Raw genomic sequence first — 15,331 nt, forward strand, 5'->3', positions numbered from 1 at the left:
ATTGGCGGCCCGACCAATGCTTTGCTTTAACCTGCGTTGTGCCCTATGCAGTCACGCACCCAGGGTGATGATAGGAAGTTGATGAATAAGTTGTAAACAATGTTGTCAGGGTTAAGGGCTTTTTGTCGGTGGGTGCAGAAAACCGCGCGCCAATTGCTGGTACAACTCCGGCCCCATCCGCGAACTGACGGCTTTGGCAATCAGCGCCACCGCCATCAGGCTGATCACCATCCCGTGGCTGTCGATCATCTCCATTACGATGATCGCCGAGGTGATCGGCGATTGCGTCACGGCAGCCAGGAAGCCCGCCATGCACAGCGCAATGATCGGTTGCGCTGCCAGCGCGAAAAACTCGGCTGCGTTGGCGCCCACGGCCGCGCCGACGGCCAGCGACGGGGCAAAAATGCCGCCCGGAATTCCGGAAAAATACGTCACGACCGTCGCCAGAAAACGCGTGACAGGCGCATGCCACGGCAGGCCGACATCGGCGGCAATGATCTGCGAAGTAATCCCGTAGCCGCTGCCGAAGGACATCCCGCCGCTGAGCCAGCCCAGGATTGCGACCACCAGCCCACACGCCCCGGCGAACCAAACCGGGTGGGCGCGCCGCCATTCCCAGACCACAAACCTGTGGTAGCGCTGGGGCCACAGCAGCATGCTACTGAACAGCCCGCCGAGCACGCCACAGCCGATGCCTGCCGCCAATACCGGAACAATGATGTCGAGCTTGATCCCTTCAACGTCCAGGTGGCCAAAATAGTTGTAATTGCCCTGCAGGGCGATGGCGACCATCCCCGACAAGATAATGGTGCTGAGCAACACCCCGCTGGTGCGGGTTTCTAGCTTGCGCCCCAACTCTTCTACTGCGAAGGCGACGCCGGCCAGCGGCGTATTGAACGCGGCGGCGATACCGGCGGCGCCGCCGGCCAGGATCAAGTCTTCGCTGCGGATGATGCGTGCATTGGGCAGGTAGCGATGGAAGAAATGCATGATCGATGCCGCCACTTGCACGGACGGCCCTTCGCGCCCGGCAGAGAAACCGCCGGTCAACGCCAGTGTTCCGAGGCCTATCTTGGCCAATGCGATGCGCAAGGACACCAGCTTGCTGACGTCCTGTCCTTTGTTGGCCAGGCGAGTAGCGGCGATGACCTGGGGAATGCCACTGCCTTGGGCTCCGGCAAAAAAACGTGTGGTCAGCCACACCACCAGCATGCCCACCAGCGGTGTGTAGAGGAAGGGCAGCCACGGATGGGCGCTGGATTGCTCGGCGAACTGAGTGAGCGCCACGTCAGCCAGGCGCGCAAACATCACCACCATCAGCCCGGCGATGGTGGCGCCGGCCCACAGGGTGATCCGGGTGCGCCAACGCAGTGAGGTAAAGCGGCGGCGCAGTGAAATGAACGGTTTGATCACCCAGGTGAATTCCGAATAAGTTTCAGAGTGTTTCAAGATTAACCGTATATCAAGTGCTTGTCCTCGCGATGCGCCGTGTCGCGGCCAATGCCAAAAGCACCAACCCGGCAACCGCCCACGGGAACAACGCCACCCCCGATGTTTGTAGCAACATACCGCCTGCTAGCCCGCCGCCGGCAATTCCCAGGTTCCACACCGTCACCAGCATTGACTGCGCTGCGTCAGCCGAGTCGCCGGCAGACTTGGCCAGCGCCGTTTGCAACAGCGCCGGCAAGCCACCAAAGGCCAGGCCCCACAGCGCCACGCTGGCATACACCGCACGGGTGGAGGTCATCCACACGCCCAGTGCCAGGGCCGATACAGCGAACATCACGCAACTGATGATCAGCAGGCGACGCAAGTGTTGATCAATCAGCATGCCCGTCAGCCAGATACTCAACAGGGCCGCCAAGCCGAATACCAGCAGTATCCGGTCGATGTCGGCGACTATTCCGGCAGGCACCAGTAACGGCGCGATGTAGGTGTAGAGAATGTTGTGCGCCAGCACGTAGGTAAAGGTCACCCACAACACTGGACGAATGCCTCGCAGGCTCAGCACCTGGCGCAAGCCCAGGCGCTTTTGTTCCGGCTGGCCGGCGAAGTCCGGCAGTTGCCAGCGCGCCCACACCAACAGCAACAGCGTCAGCCCGGTCATGATTGCAAAGCTCAGGCGCCAGCCCACCGCAGCGCCGAGGAACGTGCCGGCAGGTACACCCAGTGACAAGGCCAGCGGTGCGCCGAGCATGGCCACAGCAATCGCCCGGCCTTGCAGGTGCGGGGCCACCATTCGGCTGGCATACCCGGCCAGCAGTGCCCAGAGCAACCCGGCGAACACCCCGGCAAAAAAGCGTGCGACCAGGGTCAGCCCGTAATGGGTGGACAGTGCCGTCACGCTGTTGACCAAGGCAAAGCCGCCGATGGCAATCAGCAGCAAGGGGCGCCGCCGCCAGCCTCGGGTCAGTAGGGTGAGGGGGATGGCCGCGAGTAACGAGCCAAGGGCATACAGGGTCACCAGTTGGCCGACTAACGCCTGTGAAACCTGCAGCCCTTCGCCCATCTGAGGCAGCAGCCCGGCCGGCATGGCCTCGGTGAGAATCGTGATAAACCCTGCGCACGCCAACGCCAGTAAGCCGGCGAGAGGCAGTGCGTCCTTTACGGCCGTGGCGGCCGGGCCGGTAATCGAAGGGCAGTCGCTCATGTTGTGTCTCCATGCAAAAGGTCAGGGAGGCAGAGTAGGGGGCTGCGGGTTGCGGAAAAACAGGCTAAGGTTCCGAACTTATCGGACGTCAACGTCCGCAATCAAAAAGGGTAGGGCAATGGACAGTCTGAGCGGCCTTTCGGTGTTCGTGCAGGTTGCGGAAACCCGCAGCTTCACCGCAGCTGGCCGCGTTTTGGGGGTGTCATCTTCGGCGGTGGGCAAAAGCATCGCGCGCATGGAAGAACGCCTGGGCGTGCGGCTGTTTCATCGCAGCACACGCAGCGTCACCCTGACCGGCGAAGGCGCGTTGTTCCTCGAGCGCTCGCGGCGGATTCTGGCCGAGGTGGAGGCGGCCGAGCAGGAGCTGACTGAGGCCGGCGCCACGCCCCGAGGCACGCTGCGCATCAGCTTGCCGCAGGTGCGTGGGCTGTTGATGCCGGTGCTCAGCGACTTTATGCGCGCCTACCCGGACATCGAGCTGGATGTGGATTTTTCTGACCGCATGGTGGACGTGATCGAGGAAGGTTTTGATGCGGTGATTCGTACTGGCAAGCCGGAAGATTCGCGCTTGATGGCGCGTCATCTGGGGCATTACCAACTGGTGTTGGTGGCCTCGCCAGGCTACCTGGCGCAATACGGCACCCCGCAACACCCGCAGGACTTGAGCGACCATGCCTGCCTGCGCCACAAATTCTGCGCCACCGGCAAGCTGGAACCCTGGCCACTGCGCCATGTGCCCGGCGTGGCGGAGCCGGTGTTACGTGCGCCGCTGATCAGCACCACCATCGAGTCCCTCAACTATGTGGTGCACGAAGGTTTGGGCATCGCCTGCCTGCCGGACTTCATGGTCAAGGAGGCGGTGCGCCAGGGGCGTCTGCAACGGGTGCTGGATGAGCACCTGGTCCACCGTGGCAGTTTCTGGATGCTGTGGCCCTCGAGTCGCTTTGCCTCGGCCAAGCTGCGGGTGTTTATCGACCATATGTCTGCCGGGCTTTTCCCTGCGCAGGCGGTGTAATAACGCTGTGACGTTTTACCGACAGGAATGTGCGCGCCAACCCTGCGTTCTGTTGCACAATAGCGCCCTGACTGTTTTCCTCAGGATTTTCGATGTCGACATCATTTCACTTGCGTAGCCTCGGGTTGGCGCTGGTGCTGGCGGGCGCTGCGGGCTGCTCGTCACCCAAGACCGCTATTTATGAACATGAGAATTTCGACGACTCCGGTACGTTCTCCCGTGATTACCCGGTCAGCGATGTGGCGGCCTGTGAAGCGGCGCGACGTGCGCTGTTGAGCCAGGGTTACATCATCACCAGCAGCGACCCCAAGCTGGTGGTGGGTAACAAGAGTTTCCAGCAAACCGGCGAAACCCATCTGCAAATCAGCTTCAACGTAGTGTGTGCCGATGATGGCAAAGGCGCCAAGCACTCAACCATGTTCGCCAACGCCTTGCAGGACCGCTACGCGCTGAAGAAGGTCAACAACTCCGCCAGCCTCGGCGTGGGTGTGTTGGGGTCGGTGTCGATGCCGATCGGCTCAACCGATGATTCGATGGTCAAGGTGGCCAGCGAGACAGTGACGGCACCGAAGTTTTACGATCGCTACTTCTCGCTGGTGGATGTGTTCCTGCCCCAGGACGTGAAGGCGGCCGAGCATATTCCAGAGAAGCCCAAGGCTGAGCTGGGCATGCCGGAGCCGAAAGCGGCTGCGCCTGCCGATAAGCCTGCGCCCGCCGATAAGGTAGCGCCTGCCGATAAGATAGACGCGCCCAAAGACGCTCCGGTAGCGCCCGCCGTGTCGGAACCGCTGGCACCGCCGCCAGAGGCGGCACCGATTGCGCCACAGGCCGAGCCGGTGCCGACCACTGCGCCAACACCTGCACCGGCTGCGGAACCAGCGCCTGCGCCGACCAACCCGAACCTGCCGGCGCCGACAGAGGCGATCCCACCGCTGCCAACGCCTGGGCGGTAACTCAGACCGCTACGGGGTTCGTCTTGTCGACGTTGATCCCGTAGCGGCTGATGGCCTCGCTCACCTTGTCACGCCCGATCACGCCGTCATCGGCCAGCGCCTTCAGCGCCGCCAGCACGATGAAGTGGCGGTCCACCTCAAAGAATTCGCGCAGGGTTTCGCGGGTGTCCGATTGCCCAAAGCCATCGGTGCCCAGCGCCACAAAACGGCGGCCGTGTACAAAGGGGCGGATCTGGTCGGCGAATAGCTTCATATAGTCCGTCGCCACCACCACCGGCCCGCTGTGTCCGGCCAGGCTGGTTTCCACGTAACTCGCACGCGGTTCGTCCTGCGGATGCAGCAGGTTCCAGCGCTCCACCGCGTGCCCGTCGCGGCGCAATTCGGTCAGGCTGGTGGCGCTCCAGACATTACTGGCTACGCCAAAGTCCTTGTCGAGCAGTTGCGCTGCGCCAATTACTTCGCGCAGGATCGAGCCGCTGCCCATCAATTGCACCTGCGCCTGGGGGGACGTGCTCAGCGGATACAAGCCTTTGAGAATCCCGTCCTCCACGCCTTCGGGCATGGCCGGGTGCGGGTAGTTCTCGTTGAGCAGGGTGATGTAGTAGTAAATGTCCTCTTGTTCGACGTACATGCGCCGCATGCCTTCGCGAATGATCACCGCCAGCTCGTAGGCAAAAGTCGGGTCATAGGCGACGCAGCAGGGGATCACCGACGCCAGGATGTGGCTGTGGCCGTCGTCATGCTGCAAGCCTTCGCCCATCAGCGTGGTGCGGCCGGCCGTGGCGCCCAGCAGAAAGCCGCGAGCGCGGGCATCGCCGGCGGCCCAGGCCAGGTCGCCGACGCGCTGGAAACCGAACATCGAATAGAAAATGTAGAACGGCACGGTCATCAAGCCGTGATTGCTGTAGGACGTACTCGCCGCAATCCACGAAGAAATAGCCCCGGATTCATTCAGGCCTTCCTGCATGATCTGTCCGTCTTTGCTCTCTTTGTAGTAGCTCAATTGCCCGGCGTCTTGTGGGGTGTAGAGCTGGCCGACGGCGGAATGAATGCCGATCTGGCGGAACAGGCTCTCCATGCCGAAGGTGCGCGACTCGTCCGGCACGATGGGTACGATCAGCTTGCCCAGGTGCGGGTCTTTCAACAGCGTGCCGAGGATGCGCACAAACGCCATGGTGGTGGAGATGGCACGCTCGCCGGTGTCTTTGAGTTGGGTGGCAAAGGCGCTCAGTTCGGGAATCTGCAAGGCCTCGACTGCAGTGTGTCGTGCTGGCACATAGCCGCCCAACGCCTGGCGACGGGCAGCGAAGTAGCGGGCTTCTTCGCTGTCGGCGGCGGGCTTGAGGTAAGGGATTTCGTCGAGCTGGTCATCGGCCACTTCCAGGCCGAAGCGGTCGCGAAAGGCTTTTACTGCATCAGCGCCCATCTTCTTCAACTGGTGATTGATGTTCTGGCCTTCGCCCGCTTCGCCCATGCCAAAGCCCTTGACGGTTTTGGCCAGGATCACCGTCGGTTGGCCTTTGTGGCGCACGGCAGCGGCGTAGGCATTGTAGACCTTGTCCGGGTCGTGGCCACCGCGTGAGAGTTTCCAGATATCGTCGTCGGACATGTCGGCAACCAGCGCCAGTAATTGCGGGTATTTGCCGAAGAAATGTTCACGCACATAGGCGCCGTTCTGGGATTTGTAGTTCTGGTAGTCGCCGTCCACGCACTCCATCATGCGTTGTCGCAACAGGCCGCTCTGGTCCTTTTCCAGCAGCGCATCCCAGCCGCCGCCCCAGATCACCTTGATCACATTCCAGCCGGCGGCGCGGTACAGGCTTTCGAACTCCTGGATCACCTTGGCATTGCCACGCACCGGGCCATCCAGGCGCTGCAGGTTGCAGTTGACCACAAAGATCAGGTTGTCGAGCTTCTCGCGGCCGGCCAGGGAGATGGCCGCCAGGGATTCCGGCTGGTCCATTTCGCCGTCGCCCAGAAACGCCCACACCTTGCGGCCTTGGTGTTGCTTGAGGTCACGGAACTCCAGGTAGCGCATAAAGCGCGCCTGGTAGGCGGCGGTAATCGGGCCCAGGCCCATCGATACTGTCGGGAACTGCCAGAAGTCCGGCATCAGCCGTGGGTGCGGGTAAGAGGACAAGCCCTCGCCACCGGCCTCGCGGCGGAAGTTGTCCAGCTGCGCTTCGCTGATGCGGCCTTCGAAGTAGGCGCGGCCGTAAATGCCCGGGGAGGAGTGGCCCTGGATGTACACCAGGTCGCCGTCGAAGGTATCGGTTCGGCCACGGAAGAAGTGGTCGAAGCCTACGTCGTACAGGACGGCGGCCGACGCGTAGGTCGCAATATGCCCACCAACACCCGAGTGTTTACCCGCACGCAGCACCATCGCCATGGCATTCCAGCGAATAAACGCATTGGTGCGCCGCTCGATGGCCAGGTTGCCGGGGTAGGGCAATTGGCGGTCAACCGCGATGGTGTTGACGTAAGGCGTGGTCACCCGCCCGTAGAAGTCACCATGGCGCGCAACGTCGAAATCCAGCAACTGATCAATCAGGTAGTGGGCACGCGGGCGGCCTTCGGTGGACAGCACCGATTCGATGGACTCCAGCCACTCGCGGGTTTCCTGTGGATCGTCGTCCAGTCTTACTGCGTTATTGGGGGTCATGTGAGGCTCCAGGGTAGGCGGATTTCAAGCTGCGGGCTCCTTGTGGGAGTTGCGCAAATGTAATTGCAATTGCAACTACATGACTGAATCTAGCGCGGGATGAGCTACTATTGCAACCTTCTTGAAATTCCCCGGATGGTGTTGCATGTCGTCGAAAGAGCCAGATGTATGGTTCCGTTTTGTCAGGGCCCACAGGACAGTCATCCGAGAAATCGAACGCCGCCTGGCTGCAGCAGACCTGCCGCCCTATGCCTGGTATGACGCGTTATGGGGCCTGGAAAGCGGCCCCGACGGCACACGGCGCATGCACGAATTGGCCGATGTGCTGGCGATTGAGCGCTACAACCTCACACGCCTGGTAGACCGCCTGGAAAAGGACGGCCTGGTAGTGCGTTCACGCTCCGACGGCGATGGCCGCGCAGCGTTTGCCTCGATCACCGAGGCCGGCCGGGTGTTGCGTAAAAAGATGTGGAAAATCTACGAAAGCACGGTGGATGAGCTGTTCCTGTCGCAAATCGAGCCTGAGCAGCGCCAGCTGTTTGCCGATACCTTGGAGCGTACTGCGGGGTTGGCGGTGGAGGCGGGCGTGCAAACCCGAAGCCGACGCAAGGCCTGAGGTGCAATGCGAGCTTGTGTGGGAGCTGGCTTGTCGAATCGTCGCACCGCTGCGATAGCCTCACCGCGGTGTACCTGACACCTTGAGGTGACTGCATCGCAGGCAAGCCAGCTCCCACATTTTTGACCGTGTTCCCATGCATCACAGTGGATACCGACGCATCGCCGCTTCGACCTGCTCAGGACCAATACGGCCCTCATCCGCCAATGCCCGCAGCGCACACACCACTATCCAGTAGCAACTGGGCGCAGACGCCTGCACCGACCCCGCACCCAACCCGACAAACCGCGCCTGCACATACGCCGCCAACTGATCGACAATCACCTGCGGATAGCCGGTCACGGCAATCACCGGCGCGCGGCTCCCGGCCAGGCACTCATGCAGATGGCAGCTTTGCCGGGCAGCCATCGGGTGCAGGCGATTCCAGCGCTCGGCCGCCGCTGCCTCACGGGCCAGCCGCGTGTAGCTTGGGCAGCTCCATACCTGCGCCGTCACGCCCCAATCCTGTTCAAGCAATTGCGCCGCGTGGGTCACGTCCTCGAGCGCTCGGCCCGCACCCAGCAAGCGCACCTCCCCAGTGTGAGTACGCTGGAGCGGGTACATGCCCTTGAGCGCGTTTTCACGATCCTGCTTATCCAGCCTCGCTGTGCGCTGTTGATCATGCAGCGCGAGGTAATAAAACCCCGGCTTGCCGTCGACATACAGCGCGCGAATCCCGGCCAGCACAATCGCCCGGGCTTCTTCGCCGGACGCCGGGTCATACGGCGTGCAGTGCGGGTTGGTCGCCAGCCACAACGGCAGCGACGGTTGCGCGCCCCTGGGCCAGGCAGAGGGCTGGTTCTCGACGTCGTTGCAGAGGATGCCGCGCTGCGTGGCGGCCTGCGACAGCCCACATAACTGCGCCGACGACGCTGCACGGTGCAGGTACAGCATGGGTTTTTCGCCGGTATTGCGCGCAAACCAACTGGGCCAGTTGCCCACACGGCGGCTGCGTGACTGGCCACGAATCACCCAGGCCTGTCGGCTGAATTCCAGGGTATTGGCCATGTTCATGACCGTGTACAGCGGCGAGCCGGGCGGCGGGGCGGCACTGCTCAGCGCATCGATACAACGCTGCGCGGCTTGGGCGGTAGAGACAGGCATGGTCGAGGCTCCTTGCTACGAAGTCTCGTACCCTAATGGAAATCTGTTATTGATTGCAAATGCAATGATTGCAATAGCACCTCAAGATTCCGACGCTAAATCGATCCAACCCTGCTACGTTTTATCTTGAAGTGCAGGAACGTCATGGCGCCGACATTTTTTCGTCATCACGGCACTTTAGGCTGGGTGTGCAGGTCATTTATTTGCAAGCGCTTTTAACCAAGAAGGAGTCCGCCATGGACGAATACCAGGAAGAACTGCTGGAGTACCACGCGTTTGAACTGGATCCGCTGGATCCGGCCGATGACGCCACCGAGCTGTAACACCGACTTCAGGCGGAATGCCGCTGACTGCGGCGAAATTCCCCTGGGGTCTGGTTGTTCCACCGCCTGAATGCCCGTTGAAAGGCTTGGGCTGAGGCAAAACCGAGCAAGTAGGCGATCTCGCCGAACGCCAGTTCCGTGTCGCGAATGTAGGTCATGGCCAGATCGCGGCGGGTATCGTTGAGAATTGCGCGAAACTGCGTGCCTTCGTCGGCCAGTTTGCGGCGCAGCGTCCAGGTAGGCAGCTTCAAGCGTGCCGCCACTTCTTCCAGGTCGGGTTCCCGGCCACCATTGAGCATCGGCCCAAGCAACCTTGTGATGCGCTCGCGCAGGCTGCGGGTGCGGGTGAGCTGCTCCAACTCCTGTTCACATAACTTCAGCAACAGCTGCCAGGTGCTGGGGCAATGCTGCGGGTTACGCAGACTCAGGGTTGGCTGGTTGAGGCGCAGTTGGTTGGCCTCGGCACCGAAATGCACGGGGCTGTCACCCAGCACGCGGTACTGGTCGCTGTACTCAGGGGCTTCAAACTCGATGTCGATGCGCTGGGCCTGCACCGGTTGTTGGGCCAGGCTCGACAATTGCTGCAGCCAGCCGGCGATGATCGAGTCCACCACAAAGCGGTTGTAGGCGTTGTATGGGCTGATGGAATAGAAGCGCAGCCAAGCGCCTTCGGCGTCCTCATGAAAGCTCGACTGGCCACGATAGTTGGAGCCGTACAGCGCTTCAAACCGCGTCAGTGCGCGCGCCGCTTCGCGTACGTTCGGCGCCTGTGCGGCGGTGACGCCGGCCAATCCCGCCTGGCTCAGACGGCTCAATTGACCCATGCGCAAGCCCAGGCCGGGGTCGCCGGTCAGTTGGATGGCGGCGTGGCCCAGGCGCATATAGCGCGGGATCGACAGGCGCGCCCCGGCTTCGGCAAGGCGCGCCGGGTCCAGGCCGTATTGCAGCAGCAGCGGTTGCGGGTCCAGGCCGTGGCTGTGGACGGCGTCGGCCAAGGACTGAACAAAGCCCACCGACAAGTCCCCAAGGCGCACCGGCTTCACGGCGTTACAGCCAGATATTCAGCAGGCGCGCGCCACGGGCGTCGTTGCCCGCCGTGACGTGCCCGTCGTTGCTGAGGAAGCTGTGCCCGGCGGTGCCCAAGTCCCAGAACTGCCCACGCAGGAACACACTCATGCCGGCGCTGGCCTGGCTGATGGGCTGCTGGCTGATCAGGGTGAGGCGGCGCCAGGCTTCGCCTTCACTGAGTTCTTCGGGCTTGAGGCTGATTTCCGGCGGCGTGGACACGCTTTTAAAGCCGCGCCATGGGCGGTCCCAGGTGTCGCGGCCGGTCACGAAGGCCGGCACGGCCACCAGTTGCGCACCTTGCTCGTTGAGCTTGCGGTAATTGTCCGGGTACCAGCTGTCGCTCCCGATCAGGATGCCCAGGCGCCCGGCCGGCGTGTCGACCACGCTGACGATATTTTCGTCACCCGGGGCGATAAACCCGCGCTCATCGTAAATCGGGTAAAGCTGGCGCTGTGGCTCGCCGATGGGCAGGCCATCGGCCGCAAACACCACGCTGGCGTTGTACAGCGCGCCATGGCCAATGTGCAGTTGGCCCTGGCTGACACTGGGGTTGGGCAGCGCGATGGAGCCGGCCACCAGGGTCACGCCGAATTCTTTGGCCAGGCCGCCGAACAGCACTTGATAGTCGCGGGCCATGGCCGGTGCCTTCATACGCAGGTAGGCGTCGTCCATGCGGTTATCGCCTTTGGCGCTGATCCAGGCACGGGCAAACTGCAACGGGTTGCTGGCGGACAGCCAATTCATGGCGTCCTTGAGGTGAGTGGCCTGGTACAGCTCATTCTTTTCGCCGCTGAGCATCAGCCAGGTGCCGATATGTTCCGGCAGCACGACGACGGTCTTGGCGTTGATCAAACCTTGGTCGCGGGCCTTTTGCAGGTAGGCCGAGAGTTTCAGGTGCAAGCGTTCCAGGCTCTGGTAATCAGCAGGGAACAGCTCGGGTTGGATGCCCAGCAGGTTGCCACGGTCGGCGGGCTCGCCTTCATTGACGGCCAGGGTGATACGCAGGTCCGACAGGTAATGCGCCACGGGGCGCTCCTGGGTCCAGACCAGATACGCGGCGATGGCGGCAACCAGGGCCATGGAGACGGTTAACGCTAGAAGTTTACGCATGGGGCAACAGACAACAGACCGTGTGCAGGGTTCGCCGACTAGGGTAGGGCTGATGCACCGGCTTGCCAAGGGGCACTGTGCATTTGGATCAATAACTTGTCAGTTACGGTCATTGAGCGGTCGTCCATCGCCTCTTAGTCTGTGGGACATAAACCGATGGCAAGCCGTTCGAGCCTGCCACGTCCCGTGATGATCCGTTGTGGAGCTGTACCATGACCGCTGCTGCCTACCCGCACCTGCTGGCCCCGTTGGACCTGGGTTTTACCACCTTGCGCAACCGCACCCTGATGGGCTCGATGCACACCGGCCTGGAAGAAAAGCCCGGCGGCTTCGAACGCATGGCCGCCTATTTTGCCGAGCGCGCCCGTGGCGGCGTTGGCCTGATGGTCACTGGCGGCATCGGCCCGAACGATGAAGGCGGCGTATATGCCGGTGCCGCCAAACTGACCACCGACGAAGAAGCGCAAAAGCACAAGATTGTGACCCAGGCCGTGCACGCAGCGGGCGGCAAGATCTGCATGCAGATCCTCCACGCCGGTCGTTATGCCTACAGCCCCAAGCAGGTGGCGCCGAGCGCGATCCAGGCGCCGATCAACCCGTTCAAGCCCAAGGAGCTGGACGAGGAGGGCATCGAGAAGCAGATCCAGGATTTCGTCACCTGCTCGCTGCTGGCCCAGGTGGCCGAGTACGACGGCGTGGAAATCATGGGGTCCGAAGGCTACTTCATTAACCAGTTCCTCGCCGCCCACACCAACCATCGCACCGACCGTTGGGGTGGCAGCTACGAAAACCGCATGCGCCTGGCCGTGGACATCGTGCGCCGGGTACGCGAAGCAGTAGGTCCGAACTTCATCATTATCTTCCGCCTGTCGATGCTCGACCTGGTGGAAGGCGGCAGCACCTGGGAAGAGATCGTGCAGCTGGCCAAGGCCATCGAAGGCGCCGGTGCGAGCATCATCAACACCGGTATCGGCTGGCACGAAGCGCGTATCCCCACCATCGCCACCAAGGTGCCGCGTGGTGCGTTCAGCAAGGTCACCGCCAAGCTGCGTGGCGCGGTGCAGATTCCGTTGATCACCACCAACCGCATCAACACCCCGGAAATAGCCGAGCAGATTCTGGCTGAAGGCGATGCGGACATGGTCTCGATGGCGCGCCCGTTCCTGGCCGACCCGGAGTTCGTCAACAAGGCCGCTGCCGGCCGCGCGGATGAAATCAACACCTGCATCGGCTGCAACCAGGCCTGCCTGGATCACACCTTTGGCGGCAAGCTGACCACCTGCCTGGTCAACCCGCGTGCCTGCTACGAGACCGAGCTGAACTACCTGCCGGTCAAGCAGATCAAGAAAATTGCGGTGGTCGGTGCCGGGCCTGCGGGGCTGGCGGCGGCCACCGTGGCGGCTGAGCGCGGCCACCAGGTGACCCTGTTCGATTCGGCCAGCGAGATCGGCGGCCAGTTCAATATCGCCAAGCGCGTGCCAGGCAAAGAAGAGTTCTTCGAAACCCTGCGCTACTTCAAGCGCAAATTGCAGACCACCCACGTCGAGCTGTGCCTCAACACCCGCGTGGATGTGGCGCAACTGGCGGCGGGCGGTTACGACGAGATCATCCTGGCCACCGGCATTGCGCCGCGCACGCCGGCGATTCCGGGCGTCGACAACGCCAAGGTGCTGAGCTACCTGGACGTGATTCTGGAGCGCAAGCCGGTGGGCAAGCGCGTGGCGGTGATCGGCGCCGGCGGCATCGGCTTCGACGTCTGCGAGTTCCTCGTGCACGAGGGCGTGTCCACCAGCCTGGACCGCGAGGCGTTCTGGAAAGAGTGGGGCATCGACACCCAACTGCAAGCCCGTGGCGGTGTGGCCGGCATCAAGCCGCAACCCCACGCACCGGCACGTGAAGTGTTCCTGCTGCAACGCAAGACCTCCAAGGTCGGCGACGGCCTGGGCAAAACCACCGGCTGGATCCATCGCACAGGCTTGAAGAACAAGCAGGTGCAGATGCTCAACAGCGTTGAGTACCTGAAGATTGATGACGATGGCCTGCATATCCGCATCGGCGCCGAGGGCGAACCGCAGGTGCTGGCAGTGGACAATATCGTCATCTGCGCCGGGCAAGACCCACTGCGCGAACTGCAGGATGGGCTGGTCGCAGCCGGCCAGAATGTGCACCTGATCGGCGGCGCCGATGTGGCAGCCGAACTGGATGCCAAGCGCGCCATCAACCAGGGTTCACGTCTGGCTGCCGCGCTGTAAAACGACCCAGGGGGCGGTGTTAGACTACCGCCCCTTTTTCATTCAGATATCCCCCGATGGGTCCCTTCGACTGGTTTCCCCAGGCACCGCTTGAACCTTTGCAGCTCGACTGGCTGAACGGGGTCGAGTTGGCCGTGCTGCGCCTGGACTGCATCGATCCACTGATCAGCGGCAACAAGTGGTTCAAGCTCACCCAGCACCTGGCCAATGCGCAACAGGCCGGTGCCGATGGGATCATCAGCCTGGGCGGCGCTCACTCCAACCATCTGCACGCGTTGGCGGCGGCCGGCAAACATTTTGATTTCCCCACCGTCGGCCTGTTGCGCGGCCACCCTCAAGACACGCCCACCATCCTTGATCTGAAAGCCTTCGGCATGCACCTGCATTGGCTGGGGTATGGCGGTTATCGTGCGCGTCACGACGCCGGTTTCTGGCGGCCATGGCGCGAACAGTATCCCCATCTTTATCCCGTGCCCGAGGGCGGCGGTGGAAGGGCCGGGGCAATGGGTTGCGGGGTGTTGGTTGAGCAGGTGCGCGCTCAACTGAACAGGCTCGGCTGGGCTGATTACGACGCGTGGTGGTTGGCGGCGGGCACCGGCACCACACTGGCCGGGTTGGCGCTGGCAGAGGCGGGCGTGCATCCGGTGTTCGGCGCCTTGGCGGTGCCAGATGATCACGGGGTTGCCCAGAACGTGCAGGCCATCGTGCAGCACGGCTATGAATTACTGGACGCGAGCCGAGGCGGCTTCGCCAAGGTCGACCCGTTATTGCTCGATTTTATCCAGGCGACGGAACAGGCAGGCGGCTTACCGTTGGAGCCGCTCTATACTGGCAAGGCCTTGCTGGCGTTGAAGCAACAGATCGAGGCCGGACGCTTCGCCCCAGGCACTCGCTTGATCTTCGTGCACACCGGCGGCCTGCAAGGCCGCCGGCGCATGGAGAGCTAGCGCTTGGGCATCATGCGTAACACGGTGTTATCGCGCATGAAGTAATGGTGATACAGGCCGGCCACGGCATGCAGGCCGATCAGCCAATAACCGACGGTGCCGCCCAGCTCGTGCCATTCTTTGATCTGTTTGGACAGGTCTTTGTTTTCGCCAATCAAGGGCGGCAACTCGATCCCGTAAAACATCACGGAATGGCCCTGGGCACTGACGATCAGCCAGCCGAAAATCGGCATGCCGATCATGAACAGGTACAGCGCCAGATGCATCAGTGTTGCCAGTGCCGATTGCCATTGCGGCGGTGCCGGCACGATCTTTGGTGCAACGCCCAAGGTGCGGGCAAACAGGCGCAGCCATACCAGCACAAACACTGTCAGGCCGAACATGTAGTGCATTTCTACAATCAGGGCCCGCCCGCCACTGCCTTTGGGAAAGATCCCGCGAAACTCAATGCAGGCGTAAACCACCGCCAGCAGCACCACCATCAACCAGTGCAGCGCAATCGACATGGTGCTGTAGCGGGTATCGGAGTTTTTCCACGGCATCGCTTGGTTCCTCACTCATCAGGGCATACTTCCGTTCTTTCGCGACGGAA

General features: G+C 62.3%; 12 protein-coding genes. 5 read left to right on the forward strand and 7 right to left on the reverse strand.

Annotated elements, in window-relative coordinates:
- Positions 1 to 111 precede the first annotated feature (111 nt).
- Together ACQY47_RS26105 and ACQY47_RS26110 are read right to left on the reverse strand one after the other, a co-directional pair.
- Entirely contained in the window at positions 112 to 1,413 is a 1,302-nt protein-coding gene (locus ACQY47_RS26105; RefSeq protein ID WP_428557394.1) for a chloride channel protein, read from the reverse strand.
- Between the two features lie 49 nt (positions 1,414 to 1,462).
- Positions 1,463 to 2,650, reverse strand: a complete 1,188-nt coding sequence (locus tag ACQY47_RS26110; protein ID WP_428553130.1) for an MFS transporter — start codon at positions 2,648 to 2,650, stop codon at positions 1,463 to 1,465.
- 118 nt (positions 2,651 to 2,768) lie between these two features.
- Between ACQY47_RS26110 and ACQY47_RS26115 the strand changes: the two genes are divergently transcribed.
- The gene (locus ACQY47_RS26115) at positions 2,769 to 3,665 is read left to right on the forward strand and encodes a LysR family transcriptional regulator (protein WP_099550022.1); all 897 of its coding nucleotides are present in this window, start codon (positions 2,769 to 2,771) and stop codon (positions 3,663 to 3,665) included.
- 92 nt (positions 3,666 to 3,757) lie between these two features.
- Positions 3,758 to 4,618, forward strand: coding sequence for a DUF2242 domain-containing protein (locus ACQY47_RS26120; RefSeq protein WP_428553134.1), 861 nt, complete (start codon positions 3,758 to 3,760; stop codon positions 4,616 to 4,618).
- A 1-nt stretch (position 4,619) separates the two neighbouring features.
- On the opposite strand, the gene aceE is transcribed toward ACQY47_RS26120, so the two are convergent.
- Complete coding sequence (aceE, locus tag ACQY47_RS26125) at positions 4,620 to 7,280, reverse strand: pyruvate dehydrogenase (acetyl-transferring), homodimeric type (protein ID WP_428553137.1); 2,661 nt, start codon at positions 7,278 to 7,280, stop codon at positions 4,620 to 4,622.
- 145 nt (positions 7,281 to 7,425) lie between these two features.
- Between aceE and ACQY47_RS26130 the strand changes: the two genes are divergently transcribed.
- On the forward strand, positions 7,426 to 7,896 hold the full coding sequence (locus ACQY47_RS26130) for a MarR family winged helix-turn-helix transcriptional regulator (protein WP_017136473.1): 471 nt from the start codon (positions 7,426 to 7,428) through the stop codon (positions 7,894 to 7,896).
- Between the two features lie 141 nt (positions 7,897 to 8,037).
- On the opposite strand, the gene ACQY47_RS26135 is transcribed toward ACQY47_RS26130, so the two are convergent.
- The 3 genes from ACQY47_RS26135 to ACQY47_RS26145 all read right to left on the reverse strand — a co-directional run bounded on the left by ACQY47_RS26135 (position 8,038) and on the right by ACQY47_RS26145 (position 11,540).
- Positions 8,038 to 9,039 (reverse strand): transketolase-like TK C-terminal-containing protein, encoded by a 1,002-nt coding sequence (locus tag ACQY47_RS26135; protein WP_428553142.1) that lies wholly within the window; start codon positions 9,037 to 9,039, stop codon positions 8,038 to 8,040.
- A 331-nt stretch (positions 9,040 to 9,370) separates the two neighbouring features.
- Positions 9,371 to 10,405, reverse strand: coding sequence for an AraC family transcriptional regulator (locus tag ACQY47_RS26140; protein ID WP_099550027.1), 1,035 nt, complete (start codon positions 10,403 to 10,405; stop codon positions 9,371 to 9,373).
- A gap of 4 nt (positions 10,406 to 10,409) precedes the next feature.
- Entirely contained in the window at positions 10,410 to 11,540 is a 1,131-nt protein-coding gene (locus tag ACQY47_RS26145; RefSeq protein ID WP_099550028.1) for a carbon-nitrogen hydrolase family protein, read from the reverse strand.
- 212 nt (positions 11,541 to 11,752) lie between these two features.
- Here ACQY47_RS26145 and ACQY47_RS26150 point away from each other — a divergent pair, with 212 nt between their 5' ends.
- Positions 11,753 to 13,792, forward strand: coding sequence for an NADPH-dependent 2,4-dienoyl-CoA reductase (locus tag ACQY47_RS26150; protein WP_138450696.1), 2,040 nt, complete (start codon positions 11,753 to 11,755; stop codon positions 13,790 to 13,792).
- A 56-nt stretch (positions 13,793 to 13,848) separates the two neighbouring features.
- Positions 13,849 to 14,739, forward strand: coding sequence for a 1-aminocyclopropane-1-carboxylate deaminase/D-cysteine desulfhydrase (locus ACQY47_RS26155; protein WP_428553147.1), 891 nt, complete (start codon positions 13,849 to 13,851; stop codon positions 14,737 to 14,739).
- Here ACQY47_RS26155 and ACQY47_RS26160 read toward each other — a convergent pair.
- Complete coding sequence (locus ACQY47_RS26160; RefSeq protein WP_017136480.1) at positions 14,736 to 15,281, reverse strand: cytochrome b; 546 nt, start codon at positions 15,279 to 15,281, stop codon at positions 14,736 to 14,738. The two genes, ACQY47_RS26155 and ACQY47_RS26160, sit on opposite strands and share 4 nt — an antisense overlap.
- Positions 15,282 to 15,331: the final 50 nt, after the last annotated feature.

It is taken from the genome of Pseudomonas edaphica (assembly GCF_965277385.1).
GTDB lineage: Bacteria > Pseudomonadota > Gammaproteobacteria > Pseudomonadales > Pseudomonadaceae > Aquipseudomonas > Aquipseudomonas edaphica.

Excerpts from the sequence above, each read along its gene's own strand:
- ACQY47_RS26115 (WP_099550022.1), top strand. The coding sequence starts at position 2,769 with ATGGACAGTCTGAGCGGCCTTTCGGTGTTCGTGCAGGTTGCGGAAACC.
- ACQY47_RS26110 (WP_428553130.1), bottom strand. The coding sequence starts at position 2,650 with ATGAGCGACTGCCCTTCGATTACCGGCCCGGCCGCCACGGCCGTAAAG.
- ACQY47_RS26145 (WP_099550028.1), bottom strand. The coding sequence starts at position 11,540 with ATGCGTAAACTTCTAGCGTTAACCGTCTCCATGGCCCTGGTTGCCGCC.
- ACQY47_RS26130 (WP_017136473.1), top strand. The coding sequence starts at position 7,426 with ATGTCGTCGAAAGAGCCAGATGTATGGTTCCGTTTTGTCAGGGCCCAC.
- ACQY47_RS26155 (WP_428553147.1), top strand. The coding sequence starts at position 13,849 with ATGGGTCCCTTCGACTGGTTTCCCCAGGCACCGCTTGAACCTTTGCAG.
- aceE (WP_428553137.1), bottom strand. The coding sequence starts at position 7,280 with ATGACCCCCAATAACGCAGTAAGACTGGACGACGATCCACAGGAAACC.
- ACQY47_RS26150 (WP_138450696.1), top strand. The coding sequence starts at position 11,753 with ATGACCGCTGCTGCCTACCCGCACCTGCTGGCCCCGTTGGACCTGGGT.
- ACQY47_RS26160 (WP_017136480.1), bottom strand. The coding sequence starts at position 15,281 with ATGCCGTGGAAAAACTCCGATACCCGCTACAGCACCATGTCGATTGCG.
- ACQY47_RS26135 (WP_428553142.1), bottom strand. The coding sequence starts at position 9,039 with ATGCCTGTCTCTACCGCCCAAGCCGCGCAGCGTTGTATCGATGCGCTG.
- ACQY47_RS26120 (WP_428553134.1), top strand. The coding sequence starts at position 3,758 with ATGTCGACATCATTTCACTTGCGTAGCCTCGGGTTGGCGCTGGTGCTG.